Annotated in this window: 16 protein-coding genes and 2 pseudogenes; 5 read left to right on the top strand and 13 right to left on the bottom strand. The window is 68.5% G+C overall.

Annotated features, from left to right (window positions below; all coding sequences use genetic code 11):
* Positions 1–10 precede the first annotated feature (10 nt).
* A complete protein-coding gene (locus A5708_RS01755) occupies positions 11–1,003 on the bottom strand; it encodes a stage II sporulation protein M (RefSeq protein WP_065026979.1) in 993 nt (330 codons plus the stop codon).
* Positions 1,004–1,080: 77 nt separating this feature from the next.
* Between A5708_RS01755 and A5708_RS01750 the strand changes: the two genes are divergently transcribed.
* Positions 1,081–2,022: an RDD family protein gene (locus A5708_RS01750; RefSeq protein WP_065026978.1), complete on the top strand. Its 942-nt coding sequence runs from the start codon at positions 1,081–1,083 to the stop codon at positions 2,020–2,022.
* Here the strand turns inward: A5708_RS01750 and A5708_RS01745 are convergent.
* Complete coding sequence (locus tag A5708_RS01745; RefSeq protein WP_065026977.1) at positions 2,019–2,408, bottom strand: hypothetical protein; 390 nt, start codon at positions 2,406–2,408, stop codon at positions 2,019–2,021. The two genes, A5708_RS01750 and A5708_RS01745, sit on opposite strands and share 4 nt — an antisense overlap.
* Before the next feature lie 194 nt (positions 2,409–2,602).
* Here A5708_RS01745 and A5708_RS01740 point away from each other — a divergent pair, with 194 nt between their 5' ends.
* The gene (locus A5708_RS01740) at positions 2,603–3,319 is read left to right on the top strand and encodes a PadR family transcriptional regulator (RefSeq protein ID WP_065026976.1); all 717 of its coding nucleotides are present in this window, start codon (positions 2,603–2,605) and stop codon (positions 3,317–3,319) included.
* 42 nt (positions 3,320–3,361) lie between these two features.
* Here A5708_RS01740 and glpK read toward each other — a convergent pair whose 3' ends face one another.
* Positions 3,362–4,930 (bottom strand): glycerol kinase GlpK, encoded by a 1,569-nt coding sequence (glpK, locus tag A5708_RS01735; protein WP_155765844.1) that lies wholly within the window; start codon positions 4,928–4,930, stop codon positions 3,362–3,364.
* 86 nt (positions 4,931–5,016) lie between these two features.
* On the opposite strand from glpK, the gene A5708_RS01730 reads away from it, so the two are divergent.
* Positions 5,017–6,492, top strand: coding sequence for a glutamate--cysteine ligase (locus tag A5708_RS01730; RefSeq protein ID WP_065026974.1), 1,476 nt, complete (start codon positions 5,017–5,019; stop codon positions 6,490–6,492).
* A 217-nt stretch (positions 6,493–6,709) separates the two neighbouring features.
* Positions 6,710–7,375: a class I SAM-dependent methyltransferase gene (locus tag A5708_RS01725; protein WP_155765840.1), complete on the top strand. Its 666-nt coding sequence runs from the start codon at positions 6,710–6,712 to the stop codon at positions 7,373–7,375.
* Here A5708_RS01725 and egtE read toward each other — a convergent pair.
* From egtE to A5708_RS01675, 10 genes and pseudogenes are all read right to left on the bottom strand, one after another.
* Positions 7,372–8,478 (bottom strand): ergothioneine biosynthesis PLP-dependent enzyme EgtE, encoded by a 1,107-nt coding sequence (gene egtE / locus A5708_RS01720; protein WP_231117791.1) that lies wholly within the window; start codon positions 8,476–8,478, stop codon positions 7,372–7,374. The two genes, A5708_RS01725 and egtE, sit on opposite strands and share 4 nt — an antisense overlap.
* Positions 8,479–8,525: 47 nt before the next feature.
* Positions 8,526–9,491, bottom strand: coding sequence for an L-histidine N(alpha)-methyltransferase (gene egtD, locus A5708_RS01715; RefSeq protein ID WP_065026972.1), 966 nt, complete (start codon positions 9,489–9,491; stop codon positions 8,526–8,528).
* Positions 9,491–10,189 carry an ergothioneine biosynthesis protein EgtC gene (gene egtC, locus A5708_RS01710; protein WP_065026971.1) on the bottom strand — a complete coding sequence of 233 codons (699 nt, stop codon included), beginning with the start codon at positions 10,187–10,189 and terminating at the stop codon, positions 9,491–9,493. Before egtC ends, egtD begins: the two co-directional genes overlap by 1 nt.
* A complete protein-coding gene (gene egtB, locus A5708_RS01705) occupies positions 10,189–11,526 on the bottom strand; it encodes an ergothioneine biosynthesis protein EgtB (RefSeq protein WP_065027036.1) in 1,338 nt (445 codons plus the stop codon). Before egtB ends, egtC begins: the two co-directional genes overlap by 1 nt.
* A gap of 23 nt (positions 11,527–11,549) precedes the next feature.
* Positions 11,550–12,863, bottom strand: a complete 1,314-nt coding sequence (egtA, locus tag A5708_RS01700) for an ergothioneine biosynthesis glutamate--cysteine ligase EgtA (protein WP_065026970.1) — start codon at positions 12,861–12,863, stop codon at positions 11,550–11,552.
* Between the two features lie 180 nt (positions 12,864–13,043).
* Entirely contained in the window at positions 13,044–13,715 is a 672-nt protein-coding gene (locus A5708_RS01695; RefSeq protein WP_065026969.1) for a sensor domain-containing protein, read from the bottom strand.
* Positions 13,716–13,747: 32 nt separating this feature from the next.
* Positions 13,748–15,196 (bottom strand): catalase, encoded by a 1,449-nt coding sequence (locus A5708_RS01690; protein WP_065027035.1) that lies wholly within the window; start codon positions 15,194–15,196, stop codon positions 13,748–13,750.
* Positions 15,197–15,439: 243 nt separating this feature from the next.
* The gene (locus A5708_RS01685) at positions 15,440–15,976 is read right to left on the bottom strand and encodes a hypothetical protein (protein ID WP_065026968.1); all 537 of its coding nucleotides are present in this window, start codon (positions 15,974–15,976) and stop codon (positions 15,440–15,442) included.
* Between the two features lie 154 nt (positions 15,977–16,130).
* On the bottom strand, positions 16,131–16,559 hold the full coding sequence (locus tag A5708_RS01680; RefSeq protein ID WP_196772497.1) for a hypothetical protein: 429 nt from the start codon (positions 16,557–16,559) through the stop codon (positions 16,131–16,133).
* A 187-nt stretch (positions 16,560–16,746) separates the two neighbouring features.
* Positions 16,747–17,145: pseudogene (locus A5708_RS01675) on the bottom strand (DUF4185 domain-containing protein); the annotation flags it as partial.
* Here A5708_RS01675 and A5708_RS25855 point away from each other — a divergent pair.
* Positions 17,139–17,324 (top strand): annotated as a pseudogene (locus A5708_RS25855) (DUF4185 domain-containing protein); the annotation flags it as partial. The pseudogenes A5708_RS01675 and A5708_RS25855 sit on opposite strands and share 7 nt — an antisense overlap.

The raw sequence follows: 17,324 nt of genomic DNA, 5'->3' as shown, positions 1-17,324 counted from the left end.
GACACCCGGCTCAGCGAGTCGGAACGAAGTCCGGCGCGTCGGCCATGTCGCCGCTTTCCCCGGCCTTCACCCCGCGGCGGCCGAAGTAGACGATGTAGGACAAGAACGCCACCTCGGCGATGACGCCGATTCCGACCCGCACGAACGTCGGCAACGGCGACGGTGTCACGAGCGCTTCGATCAACCCTGAAACCAGCAGCACCGCAACCAGACCCACGGCGACCGAGACGACGGCGCGGCCCTGTTCGGCGAGCACCTGGCCCCGGGGCCGGTCCCCGGGCGAGATCACCGACCAGCCCAGCCGCATTCCCGTTGCGCCCGAGAGGAATACCGCCGTGAGCTCCAGCAGTCCGTGCGGGACAAGCAAACCCAGCAGCAGTGCACCCTTGCCGGCCGGGAACATCAGCCCGGCGATGACGCCCAGGTTGGCGGCATTCTGGAACAGCACAAAGGGAATCGGCACGCCCAGCACCACGGACAATGCGATGCATTGCGCGGAAACCCAGGAGTTGTTGACCCAGATCTGCAGCGCGAACGCCGCGGCGGGATGTTCGCTGTAGTACGACTCCACGTCGTGGTTGACCAATTGCTGGATGTCGCTGGGTGTTCCGAGCGAGGACTGCACATCCGGGCTGCCGGCGACCCAGAGCGCGACGATCACGACCACGGCGAAGAACGCCGCCGCGGTGGCCAGCCACCACCGCCAGGTGCGGTAGGCCACGACCGGAAACGAGACGGTCCAGAACCGGGTGAACGCACTGCTCAGTGGCGCGTGGGCACCGGTCACCGCCGACCGGGCCCGCGCGACCAGGCTCGACAGCCGGCCGATCAGCACGGAATCCGACGACGCCGAGCGCAGCATCGACAGGTGGGTGGAGACCCGCTGGTAAAGCTCGACGAGTTCGTCGACTTCCGCGCCGGACAGCGACCGGCGCCGGCCGATCAATCGGTCGAGGCGGTCCCAGGTCGGGCGATGGGCCAGCACGAATGCATCGACATCCACCCTCGGCAGCCTAATCGCACCGCCGGCCTGACAAAGTGCGGCCGGCCACACGCACCCAGCCTGTACCGTTCGAAGTTATGTCGGAGGTGGTGACCGGGGACGCTGTGGTGCTCGATGTGCAGATCGCCCAGCTGCCGGTGCGGACGCTCAGTGCGCTGATCGATATCGTGGTCATGGTCATCGGCTACCTGCTCGGCCTGATGTTGTGGGCGGCCACCCTGACTCAATTCGATACCGCACTGACCAACGCGATCCTGCTGATATTTACGGTGCTGGTCATTGTCGGCTATCCCTTGGTTCTCGAAACGGCCACGCGGGGGCGCTCGGTCGGCAAGATCGCGATGGGCCTGCGTGTGGTGTCCGACGACGGCGGCCCAGAACGCTTCCGCCAGGCGCTGTTTCGGGCCCTGGCGGGGCTGGTGGAGATCTGGATGCTGTTCGGTAGTCCCGCCGTTATCTGCAGCATCTTGTCTCCGAAGGCCAAACGGATCGGCGACATCTTCGCCGGCACCGTGGTGGTCAACGAACGCGGACCCCGGCTCGGGCCCCCGCCCATGATGCCGCCCTCCTTGGCATGGTGGGCGTCGTCGTTGCAGCTGTCCGGTCTGTCGGCCGGTCAGGCCGAGGTGGCGCGCCAATTCCTTTCCAGGGCAACGCAGCTCGACCGTCAGCTGCGCCTGCAGATGGGATACCGGATCGCCGGTGACGTGGTGGCCCGCATCGCGCCGCCACCACCGCCCGGCGCCCCACCGGAGCTGGTGCTCGCGGCCGTCCTCGCCGAGCGGCACCGGCGCGAGCTGGCCCGGCTGCGCCCGGTCATGCCCGCGCCAGGACCGATGGGGCCGACGCCGTGGCCACCGCCCGGCGGTGCGTACCACGGCCCCCCGGGCTGGCCCAGCCCGCCGCCGGGCGCGGTGCCGTCAGCGCCGCAATCATCCGTCGGATGGCCTGACCCCCGATCGGGTGGTCCCGGTCCGGGAGACCCCGGTACGCCGGACGGATTCTCAGTGCCGCACTAGCCGGCCACGCTCGCCGCCATGAGGGCGACGTCGATGATCAGCAACGCCCATCCGCACAGCGGTACCGCGATGCCGCCGCGCCGCTTCGCGGTGAAGAACGAGATGACGATGACGACCACCGCGACCGCAGGCGCACCGTAGAACGCGACGCCGAAATCGATCCCACCGTGGCCCAGGTTGGGACAGCTGCGGTCGCTGCAACCGTCGGTGCTCATCACGGCACCGAGCGCGAAGAGCATCACGAGCGCGGCCGCGGGCACCGTCGCCAGCGCCAGCCCCCAGTTGATCCACGTCCAGCTGTTGCGGCGCCGGGCACCGTCGGGCCGCCCGAATGCGGCCGCGCCCGTGCGACCGCCGTCGACCTTCAGGTTGTTGTCAGCGTTCATCTCACTAGTTCCTACCCGCCGTCTGGTGCATGCAAACCGTACGGCCATGAACGAGCATCACCCGGTTTGCGCAGCTCAGCGGCAAATTAATGCAGGTATTCAACATATCTCGTTGCATCGCGTTAGTTTTCGATATATCGTGATGTTTCGAAGCGCACGACCGGTGCGCGACCCCCAAACGTAAGGACAGAAAAATGAGCAACCCATTCACTCCCCCCGAAGGACCATTCGCCGGTCGGCCCGGTATCGGATTCGGCTTCGGCTCCGGCCCGGTTGACCGGCGCGCCCTGCACGAGGCACGGCGCCAGGCCCGGCGGGACTTCCGCGAGCACCTGCGCGATCACGCCGGTGGCCACGACGGCCCGCTCGGATTCGGCCCAGGTTTCGGCCCGGGCTTCGGTCCCGGCTTCGGCCCGGGCTTCGGCTTCGGCCCCGGTGGCCGGCGCGGCGGATGGCGCCGCGGCGGCCCGGGTCGCGGCAAGCGCGGCGACGTGCGAGCGGCCATCCTGACGCTGCTGGCCGAGCGGCCGATGCACGGCTACGAAATGATCCACCAGATCGCCGAGCGCAGCAATGGACTGTGGAAGCCGAGCCCCGGTTCGGTCTACCCGACACTGCAACTGCTCGACGACGAAGGCCTGATCACCGCGAGCGAAACCGACGGCAGCAAGAAGCGTTTCGAGCTGACCGAACAGGGCCGCGCGGCGGCCGAGAAGATCGAAACCCCGCCGTGGGAGGAGATCACCGAAGGCGCCGACCCGGGTCACATGAATCTGCGGGCGGCCGTCGGCCAATTGTTCGGCGCGGTCGGGCAGTCCGCCCACACCGCTTCGGCCGACCAGCAGCAGCGCATCGTGGACATCCTCAACAATGCGCGGCGTGAGATCTACGGCATTCTCGGCGAAGACTGAGTGCCTCCGGCGGGCCCCGGATCGGGCGGCGTCACGTGACCCTCAGGTTACGGAGACCCAATCCAGGGTCCGCTGCACGGCTTTGCGCCACCCCGCATAACCCGCGGCGCGCTGCTCGTCGTTCCACGCCGGAGCCCAGCGCCTGCCCTCCTGCCAATTGGCGCGCAGGTCGGCCGGATCGGCCCAGAACCCCACCGCCAGACCTGCCGCGTAGGCGGCGCCCAGCGCGGTCGTCTCCGCGACCACCGGGCGCACGACGTCCACGCCCAACACGTCGGCCTGGATCTGCATGCACAGGTCGTTACCGGTGATACCGCCGTCGACCTTCAAAACCTCAAGGCGCACACCGGAATCCGCCGCCATGGCGTCCACCACGTCGCGACTCTGATAGCAGATCGCCTCCAGCGTTGCGCGCGCCAGATGCGCGTTGGTGTTGAACCGGGACAGGCCGACGATCGCGCCGCGCGCATCGGACCGCCAGTAGGGCGCGAACAAACCGGAAAACGCGGGAACGAAATAGACCCCGCCGTTGTCGTCGACCTGTCGTGCCAGCGATTCGCTTTGCGCGGCACCGCTGATGATGCCCAGCTGATCGCGCAGCCACTGCACGGCCGCGCCGGTCACCGCGATCGAACCCTCGAGCGCGTACACGGGTTTGGCGTCCCCGAACTGATAGCAGACGGTGGTCACCAACCCGTTGTCTGACCGCACGATGGTCTCACCGGTGTTGAGCAGCAGGAAGTTTCCGGTGCCGTAGGTGTTTTTGGCTTCCCCCTCGGACAGACACACCTGACCCACCATCGCCGCGTGCTGGTCGCCGAGCATCCCGGTGATCGGTACCTCGCCGCCGGCCGGCCCGGTCTCCGACGTCACGCCGTAGGGCCGCGGAGACGACGACGGCCCGATCTTCGGCAACATTGCACGAGGGATGGAGAAGATCGACAACAGTTCGTCGTCCCAGTCCAGGGTCTCCAGGTTCATCAGCATGGTCCGGCTGGCGTTGGTCACGTCGGTGGCGTGTACTCCGCCGCGCGGCCCCCCGGTCAGGTTCCACAACACCCAGGTGTCGGCGGTGCCGAACAGGGCGTCACCGTTGTCGGCGGCCGCGCGCACCCCGTCGACGTTCTCCAGGATCCACTGCAGCTTGGCGCCGGAGAAGTAGGTGGCCGGAGGCAGGCCCGCCTTGCGCCGGATCACGTCGCCGCGACCATCGCGTTCCAGCGCCGACGCGATCCGGTCGGTGCGGGTGTCCTGCCAGACGATCGCGTTGTAATAGGGTCGCCCGGTCTTGCGGTTCCACACCAGAGTCGTCTCGCGCTGATTCGTAATACCGAGCGCAGCAAGGTTTTTCGTACTCAGGTTGGCCCGGTTCAACACCGACGTCAGCACCGAGGAGGTGCGCTCCCAGATCTCGACCGGATCGTGCTCCACCCAGCCGGCCCGGGGCAGGATCTGTTCGTGCTCGAGTTGATGACGTGCCACCTCGGCACCCTCGTGATCGAAGATCATGCAGCGAGTGCTGGTGGTCCCCTGGTCGATCGCGGCGACGAATTCGGCGAACTCGGCCAACTGCTCTCCTCCACCCGTGACACATTTGCGGCAAAAGTCCATCATGGTCTACCCGCCCGGCGGACGGGGCCACAACTGCGACTCGTGAAAGCTTGCGTAACTGGCGTTAACCCTGTTGCATCTGCGGTGTGGGCGAAGAGGTCAAGCGCACCACGTACGACAGCGCACACCGACGGGAATACCGGCGCAAGATACAGCTGTGTCTGGACGCCTTCGAGAGGATGCTCGCCCAGTCAGACTTCGATTCCGAGCAGCCGCTGACCGGCATGGAGATCGAGTGCAACCTGGTCGACGCCGACTACCAGCCGGCGATGTCCAATCGCCACGTGCTGGACGCGATCGGCGATCCGGCGTACCAGGTCGAATTGGGCGCCTACAACATTGAATTCAACGTTCCGCCGCACGCACTGCCCGGGCACACCGGCCTGGATCTCGAGACCGAGGTGCGGGCCAGCCTGAACGAGGCCGAGAACAAAGCCGGCGCCGCAGGCGGTGCCCACATCGTCATGATCGGCATCCTGCCCACACTGATGGCCGAACACCTGGAGCACGGCTGGATGAGCGAATCGAAGCGATACGCCGCGCTCAACGAATCGATCTTCACCTCCCGCGGCGAAGACATCCACATCAACATTTCCGGACCCGAGCCGCTGAGCTGGCACACCTCGACGATCGCACCCGAATCCGCTTGCACCAGCATGCAATTGCATCTGCAGCTGGATCCGGAGACCTTCGCCGCCAACTGGAATGCGGCGCAGATCGTGGCCGGCCCGCAGTTGGCGCTGGGCGCCAACTCGCCGTTCTTCTTCGGCCACCGGCTGTGGGCGGAAACCCGTATCGAGCTGTTCGCGCAGTCCACCGACACCAGATCCGATGAGCTGAAATCCCAAGGCGTGCGGCCGCGGGTGTGGTTCGGCGAACAGTGGATCAGCTCGGTCCTCGACCTGTACCAAGAGAACATCCGCTTCTTCGAATTCCTGCTGCCCGAGGTGTCCGACGAAGATCCGGTCGCCGAGCTGGCCGCCGGGCGCATCCCGCACCTTGCCGAATTGCGGCTGCACAACGGCACCGTCTACCGGTGGAACCGTCCGGTGTACGACGTGGTCGACGGTCGTCCCCATCTGAGGCTGGAGAACCGGGTATTGCCGGCCGGGCCGACCGTCATTGACATGCTGGCGAATTCGGCCTTCTTCTACGGCATGCTGCGCAGCTTGTCCGAAGCGGACAAACCGTTGTGGACCGCCATGGATTTCGGTGTGGCGGAAGCCAATTTCCTGGCGGCCGCGCTGGACGGCATCGACGCCCGGCTGCGCTGGCCCGGGCTCGGTGAGGTGACGGCGCGCGAACTGGTGCTCGACACCCTGCTGCCGATCGCCGACGAGGGGTTGCAGCGCTGGGGTGTCGACGCCGAGGTCCGCGACCGGTTCCTCGGGGTCATCGAGGGCCGGGCGCGGACCGGTCGCAACGGCGCCAGCTGGCAGGTGTCCACCGTGCGGGCCCTGCAGGACGGCGGCATGAGCAGGCCGGCGGCGCTGGCCGAGATGCTGCACCGGTACTGCGAGCACATGCACGCCAACGAGCCGGTGCACACGTGGGAGTCCTGACCGCGGGTAGCTCGCCGCAGACAAGCGCGGCTTACCAACGTCATGGGCATGACAGGCACAAACTCGGCGACGCGTCGCGCGGAAGTACTGTTGAAGCGGTTGGCGGCTCGACGTGCCGAGCTGACAGCGCAACCACGCGGAGCTGCCGGTGCATGGCTGCGCTGCATACCCGTCTTCGCGCCAGCGGCGCGTAACAGCAAACAGGGAGTTGGAAACCGTGCCCGATCAAGTCATGGACTGGGACAGCGCGTATCGCGAGCAGGGCGAGTTCGAGGGCCCGCCGCCGTGGAACATCGGTGAGCCGCAGCCCGAACTGGCCGCCCTGATCGCGGCCGGCAAGTTCCGCAGCGACGTGCTGGACGCGGGCTGCGGAGTCGCCGAGCTGTCGTTGACCCTGGCCACCCAGGGCTACACCGTGGTCGGCATCGACCTCACCCCCACCGCCGTCGCGGCGGCCACCAAGGCCGCGGCCGACCGCGGCCTGACCAAGGCCACCTTCGTGCAGGCCGACATCACGTCGTTCACCGGCTACGACGGACGGTTCTCCACCGTGGCCGACAGCACGCTGTTCCACTCGTTGCCGATCGAGGGCCGCGACGGCTACCTCAACTCGGTACACCGCGCGGCGGCGCCGGGGGCCGGCTACTTCGTGCTGGTCTTCGCCAAGGGCGCCTTCCCCGACGAGTGGGAAAGCAAGCCCAACGAGGTCGACGAGGACGAGCTGCGCGAGGCGGTCAGCAAGTACTGGGAGATCGACGAGATCCGGCCGGCCTACATCCACGCCAACATTCCGCCGGTCCCCGACGGCCCGCAGCACGACCGCGACGAGAAGGGCCGGATGAAGATGCCGGCCTACCTGCTGACCGCACACAAGGCCGGCTAGCTGGTCGCGGTCGCCGCCGTGGCGGCGATGAGCGCCTCGGCGAACGTCTCCAGGTCTTCGGCGGTGGTGTCCACGTGCGGCGAGATCCGCAGCACGGGTTCCGTCAGCTCCAGCGGCGCCCGCTGCACGCCGGCGAACGTGGTCAGGATTCGCCGCTCGGCGAGCAGCCAGTCGCGGACCGCCTGCGGGTCGGCGCCGTCGTTCGGCACCAAAGTGGTTATGGCACTGGGTTCTTCGACCTCTTCGATCACCGTCCAGGCGGCCACATCGGCCAGCACCGTGCGGCTCACGCCGCCCACCTCGGCCAGCCGCGCACACACCGCCTGCGGCCCGTACGCCAGATGCTCGCCCAGCGCCAGCGAAAACCCCACGCGCGCGGCGACATTGGCCTCGCCGAATTCCAGCTGTTCGGCCACCGTCGGCGAACCGTCTCTGCGGGCCCAGTCCGGCGCGGCCAGCCGTGGGCGCAGGCTTTCCATCAGCTCGCGGCGCACCCCGAGCATCCCGACACCGCGCGGCCCGGCGATCCACTTGCGCGACGAGGAATAGGTCGCGTCGGCGCCCACCGCGCAGTCCACCTGGCCCAGCGCCTGGGCCGCGTCGACGACCAGCGGCAGCCCCAGCTCCCGGCAGAGCTGGGCGACCATCGAAACCGGTTGCACCACACCGCAATGGCTGGCCACCGCGGTCAGATGCACCAAGTCGGGCGGATCGGTTTGCAACGCCAGCGCCGCGTCGTCCAGCGCGACCCGGCCGTCTTCCAGGGTCGGCAGCAGCTGCCTGTCGAATCCGTGCGCGGCCAGCATCGCCAGGTTGGGTCCGTATTCGCCGGGCAGGCAAGCCACCGTTCGGCGCTTTGCCGGCCAGCTGCCCAGCAACAGATCCAGGGCGTTCAGCGAGCCGGTGGTGAAAACCACCTCGGCATCGGCCATTCCGGTCAGCGCGGCGAATGCCACGCGTCCGGCGTCGAGCACCGGTGTGGCCGCCTCCGCCGCGACATAGCCGCCGAGCTCGGACTCGTTGCGGGCGTGCTGCGCGGCGGCCTCGATCACCGCCAGACTCTGCCGCGAACAGGCGGCGTTGTCCAGGTGCAGTCCGGCCATCGGCGGGCGGGCTGACCGCCATTGATCGGCCAGCGCGGTGGGGCCGGTCACTTCACGGCCAACGACAACCCGAAGTCGTTCGCCTCGTCGGTCCACCACTGGGTGCGGCGCAACCCCGCAGTCGCCAATTCACCAGTCACCTTGTCGGAGTGGAACTTACACGACACCTCGGTGAGCATTTCCTCGCCGTCTTCGAAGTCGACGGTCAGCTCGAGCGCACCGACCCGCACCCGCTGGCGCCGGTCGGACCGCAGCCACATCTCGATGCGTTCTTCCGCCGCGTTCCACCGGGCCACATGCCGGTAGGCGCCGACGTCGAAGTCGGCGTCGAGCTCCCTGTTCACCACCGCGAGCACATTGCGGTTGAACGCCGCCGTCACCCCGGCGGCGTCGTCATAGGCGCGCACCAGCCGCTCGGTGTCCTTGATCAGGTCCGTGCCCAGCAGCAGGCTGTCGCCGGTCCGCATCTGCGCGGACAGTGCCGCGAGGAATTCCGCGCGGGGTTCGGGCGTGAGATTGCCGATCGTCGACCCCAGGAACACGAACAGCCGGCGCCCGCCGTCGGGGATCTCCGTCAGGTGCTCTTCGAAATCGCCGCAGACGGCCTTGATTTCGACGCCCTCATACTCCTGCTGGATCGCCGCGGCGGCGGTCGACAGGATGCTGGCGTCCACGTCGAACGGGACGAACCTGCGCAGCGAACCCCGCGCCCGCAGCGCGTCGAGCAACACCCGCGTCTTCTCCGATGTCCCGCTGCCCAGTTCCACCAGGGTGTCGGCCTCGCTGGCCGATGCGACTTCGGCCGCCCGTGCCCGCAAGATCTCGGCCTCGGCGCGCGTGGGGTAGTACTCCGGCAGGCGGGTGATCTGGTCGAACAGCTCACTGCCCACGGAATCGTAGAACCATTTGGGCGGCAATGTCTTTGGTGTCTTCTGCAGGCCTTCCAGCACGTCGCGGCGCAAGGCGTGGTACGCCGAGTCGGCGGCCAGGTGGTTCGACAGCGACAGCGTCATCAAGATCCTCTCGACTGATCCAGCGGCGTCATCGTGACACCGTTCGCGGTGACTTCGACAAGGTGGCGGTCCGGCACGTCCTCCCAGTCGGAGTCGTTGTCGTAGGGTTCGCTGGCCAGGACCACTCCGTCCGGGCGCCGCAGGATGGACAACGTGTCGCCCCAGGCCGTCGCCAGCATGCGAGAGCCATTGGCGGCCAATATGTTCAGCCGGGCGTTCGGATCGGCCGCGGCGACCTCTTCGATGGTCTCCCCCAGCGCGTCGAGGCCGCGCCCGAAGATGGTGGCCGCCAGTATCGCGCTGTCACAGACCGATTCGGCGCGCGACGTCGCCGGCAACACGGCCAGATCCACGATTCCGTTGTGCGACAACAACCACTGCCCGTCGGTGAACGGCGCACACGCGCTGGCCTCGATCGGCATGCCGACGGTGGCCGAGCGCACCGCGGCCACCACGCAGCGGCTGCGCAGCGCGGGCGCGATGGAATCGAACGACACGTCGCCCCACAGCGGCGCCTGGCTGCGCCAGCGGCGCGGCTCATGATCGTCGAAAAACCCGACGCCCCAACCGTCGGCGTTGAGCAGGCAGTGCTTTTGTCGGCGCGGCGCGTAGGACTGCACCCGCAGGCCGAACGGCGGGTCGAGCACCAGCGAGGAAATCGTGACGTCGGTCCCCAGCCAGCCCAGGTGCCGGCACATCAGGCGCGACCCCCGGCGTCGGGGACGTCCCATGCCAACCGGACGCCGGAGAAGATCTGGCGCCGGTAGGGGTGATCCCAGTTGCGGAAACTCGGGCGCATGATGCCGGGCTCGACGGCCCAGGAGCCGCCGCGCAGCACCCGGTAATCGCCGTCGAAGAAGGGCTGCGAATACCGTTCGTAGAGCATCGGCACGAACCCCGGCCAGGGCCGCAGCGGGGAGGTGGTCCACTCCCAGACCTCGCCGAGCATCTGCTCGGCCCCGCACGGCGAAGCGCCTCCCGGGTAGGCGCCGACGGGCGCCGGCCGCAACGCGGTGCCGCCGAGGTTGGCCAGCGCCTCGTCCGGTTTGCGCTCGCCCCAGGGAAACCGGCGCCGGGTATTGGTGGACGGATCCCAGGTGCAGGCCTTCTCCCATTCCATCTCGGTGGGCAGCCGGGCACCGGCCCAGGCCGCGTAGGCCTCGGCCTCGAAATAGCTGACGTGCTGGACGGGTTCGTCGGCCGGGATGTCCTCGACGTGGCCGAACCGGGTGCGGGTCGCGCCGTCGGAGCTCCAGAACTGCGGCGCGGTGAGGCCCGCAACCCGGCGGTGCTGCCAGCCGCGCTCCGACCACCAGCGCGGCTGGTCGTAGCCGCCGTCGTCGACGAACCGGCGCCATTCGCCGTTGGTGACCGGAACCCGGCCGATCCGGAACGCGGGCAGGTCGACGACGTGGGCCGGGCGCTCGTTGTCCAGCGAATACGGCTCGGCGGCGGCGTCCACACCGAGCACGAATTCGCCGCCGGGCACCAGCACCGACGTGCCGGCCAAACCCGCTCGACCGGCCGGCAGCACGGCGGCGTCCCGCAACAGGGGTGCGCCGCTGCGCAGATTCAGCGCCTGCAACATGGTTTCGTCGTGCTGGTTTTCGTGGCTGACCACCATCGCGTACACGAACGCGGCCTCGTCGCCGGCGGGATCATCGGGCAAGGCGTCGAGCGCGTCGAGCACGGCCGAACGCACGGTCCGGCAGTAGGCCCGCGCCTTGTCCGGCGACAGCAGCGGCAGATCGACCCGGCTGGCGCGGGAATGCACGAAGGCGTCGTAGAGCCCCTCCACCGCCGGCGGCAGCATCCCGGGGCGCGCGGGGTCACCGCCGCGCAACAGCCACAGCTCCTCCTGCTGGCCGATGTGCGCCAGGTCCCATACCAGCGGGCTCATCAACGGGTCGTACTGCCGGTAGAGTTCGGCGTCGTCGAACTCGACCAGCCGCAGCGTCCGCGTCCGCGTCCGCGCCAGGTCGTCGGCGATGCCCTCCCGGCATGACGACCGTAAGCGCGGCGCAGCCGGGCGCAGCGGGTCGGAATTCTCCGGAGACGTCACGGCTCCCCTTGCGCGAGTCGCGCCACCGTGGGGGCCAGGCCGTGCGCGACCACCTGGTCGGAGAAATCGTCGCCGGGGCAGCGGCCCTGGTCGACCAATCGGACCAGCCGGCGCATCGAATCGCCGAGTTCGGCGGGCGCCTTCGCGGCGGCGACGGTCATGCACGCGTTGGCCGCCGCGTACAGCCGCCGGTCCCGCAGCCCGACCCGGGCCGCGGTGTCCCAGGCGGTGGCCACCGGTTCGACGGCCTCGGCCGCGATGTCGGCGGCGGCCGGGTCGTCGAGCAGGACCGTCAGGGTGAACGCGACGGCGGGCCACAGCGCGTCGGGCACGCTGTCCAGATAACGGATCTCCAGCCACTGCCTGGGTCGCACCGGCGGGAACAGCGTGGTCAGGTGGTATTCCAGGTCTGCGACGCTGGGGCGACGATCCCCGAGCAACACGCGGCCGTCGACCCAATCGGCAAAGGGCACCCAATGCGTGACCGCCTCGGCGTCGGGGTTGTGCACCAGCATCACCGGGGCCTTGAGCGCATACCGCGCCCAGTCGGTGCCCGGGTCGTCGCCGCTGGCGCCCAGGATGGGTCCACAGCGCGCTGAATCCATCCGGCCCCACACCCGCTGCCGGCTCGACACCCAGCCGGTGAAGTCGCCGTCCAGCATCGGCGAGTTGGCGGTGATCGCGATCATGGTGGGCCCCAACGCATGTGCGAGGCGCACCCGGGCCGCCCAGCCGTCGCGCGGCCCGGCGTCCAGGTTGACCTGAATCGATGCGGTGGAGGTCATCATCGCCGCGCCGGCCTCCCCGGAGTCGCTGGTCGCGAAGAACTGTTCCATGGCGCGGTACCGGGCGCCGGGGTTGATGCGCTTGGGCGGGCGCAGCGGATCGGCGCCGAGGAAGACCAGGCCCAACCCGGCCGCAGCAAACGCCGGCTGGAGCACGGCCTGATCCCGGCGCATGCCCTCGATGGCCGGCACCACGCCGTCGGCCGGCGGCCCCGACAGTTCGACGGCACCGCCCGGTTCCACGGTGATCCTGCTGCCGCCCGGCAGCGCGGGCAGCGCGTCGAGCACGTCGGCGATCTCGCTCCAGCCCGGTCTGCGGTGCGGGTCGGCCGGGTCGTGGCAGTGGGCCTCCAACTCCAGGCCGACACGACCCAGCGGGGCGTCCACCAGACATCCCTCGGCGATGTATTGCGCGACGGCCGCGGAGTCGGCCAGTTCGGCGATGTTGAGTTCGGGGGCGGGTTCGGCACCGGGCACGCGCGACTCCGACTGCGAAGCCGCGGCGGTGATCGGCGCGAACGTCATATCACGATCCCTTCGGGCCCGGGCAAACCTGAACATGCGCCTGCGGACCGCTTCCCTGCGCAGCTAATCGAACGTTAATCGGCACCACTTCGTCTAGTGCTTCATCTATCAGATGCCCCCGACAAATTCCCTTCTCCGCACTTCGAGGTGCTCGGGACAGACGGTTACCCAATCGCTCGACTATTGACCCAACGCGTTCTGCATCGCCCCAGCTAGCACGTTCACCGCGGGTCCGGCGTTACCGGATTGGCACACTTTCGCCTGCAGCAACACGTTTTCGCGCAGCCTGGTTTGATTGAAGCACCGGCGATCGGTGCCGGCCTCCTGCTTCGTCCAGTTCTCATCGGCCGGGCCGGCCGGCCCGCCGTCGAACGACCACACCTGCGTGCTGCCGTTGTCCAGGTGGAGCGCGGTGGTCTGTCCCGAACAGCCCACCGTCCGATCCACCACCCGGTGAAATGCCCGTCCGGCGGCCTCGTTGGTGGCGAACACCCCGACGGCCTGTTTGACCAGATGGGTCTGGTCGCTGGCCGACGTCTGGGTGAGGGCCCCGTTGAACGACGCCAGGTCGGGATCGTTGTACACCTCGGGCAAACCGATGTCGGCCCAGTTGTTGCAGTCCGGGAGGTCCACCCAGTCACCTTGCCCGGGCTGGGTGAACACCGACTCCCACCCCATGGGCCCGCCGACGATGTTGCCGACCGATCCCTTGCCCAGCACGGCGTAGTTCACCACGCCGGGCTCCGACGGGTGCGCGGCCGCCACCGGCATTGCGGCCGCGGCCGCCAGAACCAATCCGATGGCCATCGCGGCCCCGTGCAGCTGGACAACCTGCGTCACCCGCATGGTCATGCAGCGATCATGCCAGGCGCACCGACGGGCGGTCAGCCCCCGTTGCCCCGCACGCCTTCCTCGACCTTTTTGCCGAGGTCGGGATCGACGTTGCGCCAGTACTCGAACACCCGCGACAGCACCGGCTCTTTCACACCTTGGGAGACGTGGCCAATGATGTTGTGCGCCAGGCGTTCCCTGGCCGCATCGTCGAGGACCTCGCGCACCATGGTGCCGGCCTGCCCCCAGTCGTCGTCCTCCGCGTGCAGCGTGTAGGCCGAGCGGACCATGTCCCCGTCGGCGTGCCAGCGGATCTCGGCGGCGCGTGCGGGGTCGGCGTGCGGCCCGCCGTAGGAATTGGGCGCATAGACCGGGTCGGACACGTTGTTCATCCGCATGGCGCCGTCCTTGGAGTAGCTGTTCACCTCGACCTTGGGGGTGTTGACCGGGATCTGGCGGTAGTTGGTCCCCAGCCGGGCGCGATGGGCGTCGGAGTACGAGAAGCCGCGAGCCTGCAGCATCTTGTCCGGGCTCAACCCGGTGCCGGGCACGGTGTTGTTCGGCTCGAAGGCCGCCTGCTCGATCTCGGCGTGGTAGTCGGTGACGTTGCGGTTCAGCGTCATCTTGCCGACGTCGATCAACGGGTAGTCGCCGTGCGGCCACACCTTGGTCAGGTCGAACGGGTTGAACCGATAGTTCTTGGCCTCCTCGTACGGCATGATCTGCATCTTCAGCGTCCAGCTCGGGTGATCCCCGCGTTCGATCGACTCGAACAGGTCGCGCTGGTGATAGTCGCCGTCCTCACCGGCCAACCGGTCGGCGTCCTCCTGGGTCAGGAACTCGATGCCCTGATCGGTGACGAAGTGGTACTTCACCCAGAAGATCTCGCCGGCCGCGTTGATCCAGCTGTAGGTGTGGCTGCTGTAGCCGTTCATGTTCCGCCAGGTCTTGGGGATTCCCCGGTCGCCCATCAGCCATGTCACCTGGTGCGCCGATTCCGGGGACAGGCTCCAGAAATCCCACTGCATGTTGTGGTCACGCACATTGCTTGCCTGTAAGCGCTTCTGGGACCGGATGAAGTGCTGGAACTTCAGCGGGTCGCGCATGAAGAAGACCGGGGTGTTGTTGCCGACCAGGTCGAAATTGCCCTCGCTCGTGTAGAACTTCAGCGCGAAGCCCCGCGGGTCGCGCCAGGTGTCTGGGCTGCCCCGCTCGCCGGCGACGGTGGAAAACCTGGCCAGCATCTCGGTTTTGGTGCCGGGCTGGAACACCGCGGCCCTGGTGTATTGGCTGACGTCATTGGTCACTTCGAAATGACCATATGCGCCACCACCTTTGGCGTGCGGCTGGCGCTCCGGGATGCGCTCCCGATTGAACATCGCCATCTGTTCGATCAGGTAGTGGTCCTGCAACAGAATCGGGCCGTCTGGGCCGATCGTCAGCGACTGGTCGTCACTCGGCGCAGCGATGCCCGCGTCAGTGGTCGTGAAAGGCTCCGTCATTTCGCTCTCCTCGTCACCGGGCTGAAGGCCGCGGTGCCCGAGGTCGCACACCGCGGTACCGAATCGCCTGAGCATCAGGCATTTTCATTACCGCAGTGAGCGCCCCGGATCTTCCGGCCTGCAATCGAGTATTCCCCTTATCTTGACCTGGTCAAGAAAATACGGGCGACTTCCGATCGGCCGCCCACTACGGGTTCATACCCATTCGGGCGCGACTTAAGGCGTGACTTGAGCAGGCGCTCGTCAGGGGCGCGGCGCGGGCGCGCCGGGGCCGGGGCTGACCGCGGGCGGCTGGCCGGGGCCGCTGACGCCCGGGCCGGCAACCGGTCCGCCGGGACCGCCCGGGCCACCGGGGGGCATCGGAACGATCAGGCCAGGACCGCCGGGCCCATATCCCCACGGCCCGTTGTCGGGTCCGCCCGGGCCCCCGTACCACGGCCCGTAGCCGCCGGGGGCGCCGTACTGGCCGGGTCCGTTACCCGGCCCGGGCCCGCCGGGGCCTCCCCACGGTCCGTTGCCCGGCCCGGGGCCGCCGGGGCCGCCCGGGTGGAACATGCCGTGGTGATGGTGGCAGGGGTGTTGGTGTTTCCAGATGAAGGCGCCGACGAAGAACAGCGACGAGAGGATGAAGACGATGCCCGCGACGATCACCACCCACGCGGCCGCCGTGTAGAGCCGCGGCGGCTTCACCCGGTGCGGGGGTGGCGGCGGCGGCGCGGTGACGGGTGCGGCCGGGGTCGAATCAGTCGGCTCGGTGTGTGGTTCGGGTGTCTCACTCATGCCTTGCCATATTGCCCCGCGCTGGCTGGTCCTAACAGGTCTCGGCGAGAAAATTGTTGTGAATCGAGATGCGGCGGTTAGGCGCCGGTGACCGCGAACGACAGGTGGCCCGGCGCTCACGAGGAGCGCCGGGCCACTGGTTGACAAGGGTTTTTCAGTTGGTCAGCACGATGATGCTCGGGACCTGACCCGTCGCGGCCGCGGAGTGGAAGACCGACGCCGGGAGCTGACCCGGGGCCATGCCGCTGGGACGCACGCCCGACGTCGACGGAGGAGCGGTGGTGGCTCCCGGACCGTTCTGTCCGCCCTGTCCACCCTGGCCGCCCGGTGCGCCCGGGCCGCCGAAGTTGCCGGGGCCGCCAGGACCGCGGTGGTGAACCATCGCGTGGTGGTGCTTGTGGTGGTGGTGGCCGTGATGGCCGCCGCGGTGGCCGAGGATGAAGCCGGTGAAGAAGATGACCGCGACGATGAACACGATCCCGGCGACGATGGCGACCCACGCGGCGAGTTGGAAGACCCGCGGGGCCCGGTAGGCCGCCGCCGCTTCGGCGGCGACCGGTGCAGTGGCGGTGGAGTGCCGCACAGTGGGGGTTTCAGATGTTTCACTCATGAGACAAATGATGAAGCCGTTAACAGTAGTGGCGGCTATGCGCTGCTTATGTAGCAGCTGTGAACTAAAGCCCCCGGTCAGCGGGCGTATCGGCGCGGCAAAGCTCCGGTGATCACCCACACGATCAGCCACCCGCGAACGGGCCTGGGAACCCTGGGGCCTACTCAGGCCGAAACGGGTTGACCGCGAACTGGATGACCCGGTACGGCGCGGCCACCCGCGCGCGAGTGTCCCACTGGCTCACGAAGATTCGCAGCTCATCCAGGGTGGAGCCGGGCGAGATGTAGCCGCCGTACGGTTGCGCGAGCCGATTGTCGTAGGGCGGCGGCAGGCTCTCCGCCGGATCCGGCCACTCGTCGTGCTGCACCACCGTGGTGACCGGCGCATCGCCCAGGCCCGTCGGGTCGTTGGCCACCCGGACCTCCATGTTGCCGGTGACCGCGTTGAAATAGGACAGCACCGCCTTGCCGTCGATCTGCCGAATGCACATCTCGCCCACCGCATCCGGCCACAGCGGCGTCGGCGGCTTGCCCCAGCCCCCGCCCGGGCCACTCGCCCAGCGGGTGGGTGTACATCGTCGCCGACAGTTTCACCCGCAGGGACCCGGTGCTGCTGTACCGGGCCACCCCGCAGACGTTCACCGACCGGTCGCGATGGCAGGGCTGGGCGAGTGGCCCGGGCGGGGGCTGGGGCAAGCCGCCGACGCCGCTGTGGCCGGATGCGGTGGGCGAGATGTGC

Source organism: Mycobacterium colombiense (assembly GCF_001672755.1).
GTDB classification, from domain to species: domain Bacteria; phylum Actinomycetota; class Actinomycetes; order Mycobacteriales; family Mycobacteriaceae; genus Mycobacterium; species Mycobacterium colombiense_C.
Note: the sequence above shows the minus strand (reverse complement) of the source record. Positions and strands in the feature narration are given on the sequence as shown.

Excerpts from the sequence above, each read along its gene's own strand:
- A5708_RS01750 (WP_065026978.1), top strand. The coding sequence starts at position 1,081 with ATGTCGGAGGTGGTGACCGGGGACGCTGTGGTGCTCGATGTGCAGATC.
- A5708_RS01745 (WP_065026977.1), bottom strand. The coding sequence starts at position 2,408 with ATGAACGCTGACAACAACCTGAAGGTCGACGGCGGTCGCACGGGCGCG.
- A5708_RS01740 (WP_065026976.1), top strand. The coding sequence starts at position 2,603 with ATGAGCAACCCATTCACTCCCCCCGAAGGACCATTCGCCGGTCGGCCC.
- glpK (WP_155765844.1), bottom strand. The coding sequence starts at position 4,930 with ATGGACTTTTGCCGCAAATGTGTCACGGGTGGAGGAGAGCAGTTGGCC.
- egtE (WP_231117791.1), bottom strand. The coding sequence starts at position 8,478 with ATGGCCGGACTGCACCTGGACAACGCCGCCTGTTCGCGGCAGAGTCTG.
- egtD (WP_065026972.1), bottom strand. The coding sequence starts at position 9,491 with ATGACGCTGTCGCTGTCGAACCACCTGGCCGCCGACTCGGCGTACCAC.
- egtC (WP_065026971.1), bottom strand. The coding sequence starts at position 10,189 with ATGTGCCGGCACCTGGGCTGGCTGGGGACCGACGTCACGATTTCCTCG.
- egtA (WP_065026970.1), bottom strand. The coding sequence starts at position 12,863 with ATGACGTTCGCGCCGATCACCGCCGCGGCTTCGCAGTCGGAGTCGCGC.
- A5708_RS01695 (WP_065026969.1), bottom strand. The coding sequence starts at position 13,715 with ATGACCATGCGGGTGACGCAGGTTGTCCAGCTGCACGGGGCCGCGATG.
- A5708_RS01690 (WP_065027035.1), bottom strand. The coding sequence starts at position 15,196 with ATGACGGAGCCTTTCACGACCACTGACGCGGGCATCGCTGCGCCGAGT.
- A5708_RS01685 (WP_065026968.1), bottom strand. The coding sequence starts at position 15,976 with ATGAGTGAGACACCCGAACCACACACCGAGCCGACTGATTCGACCCCG.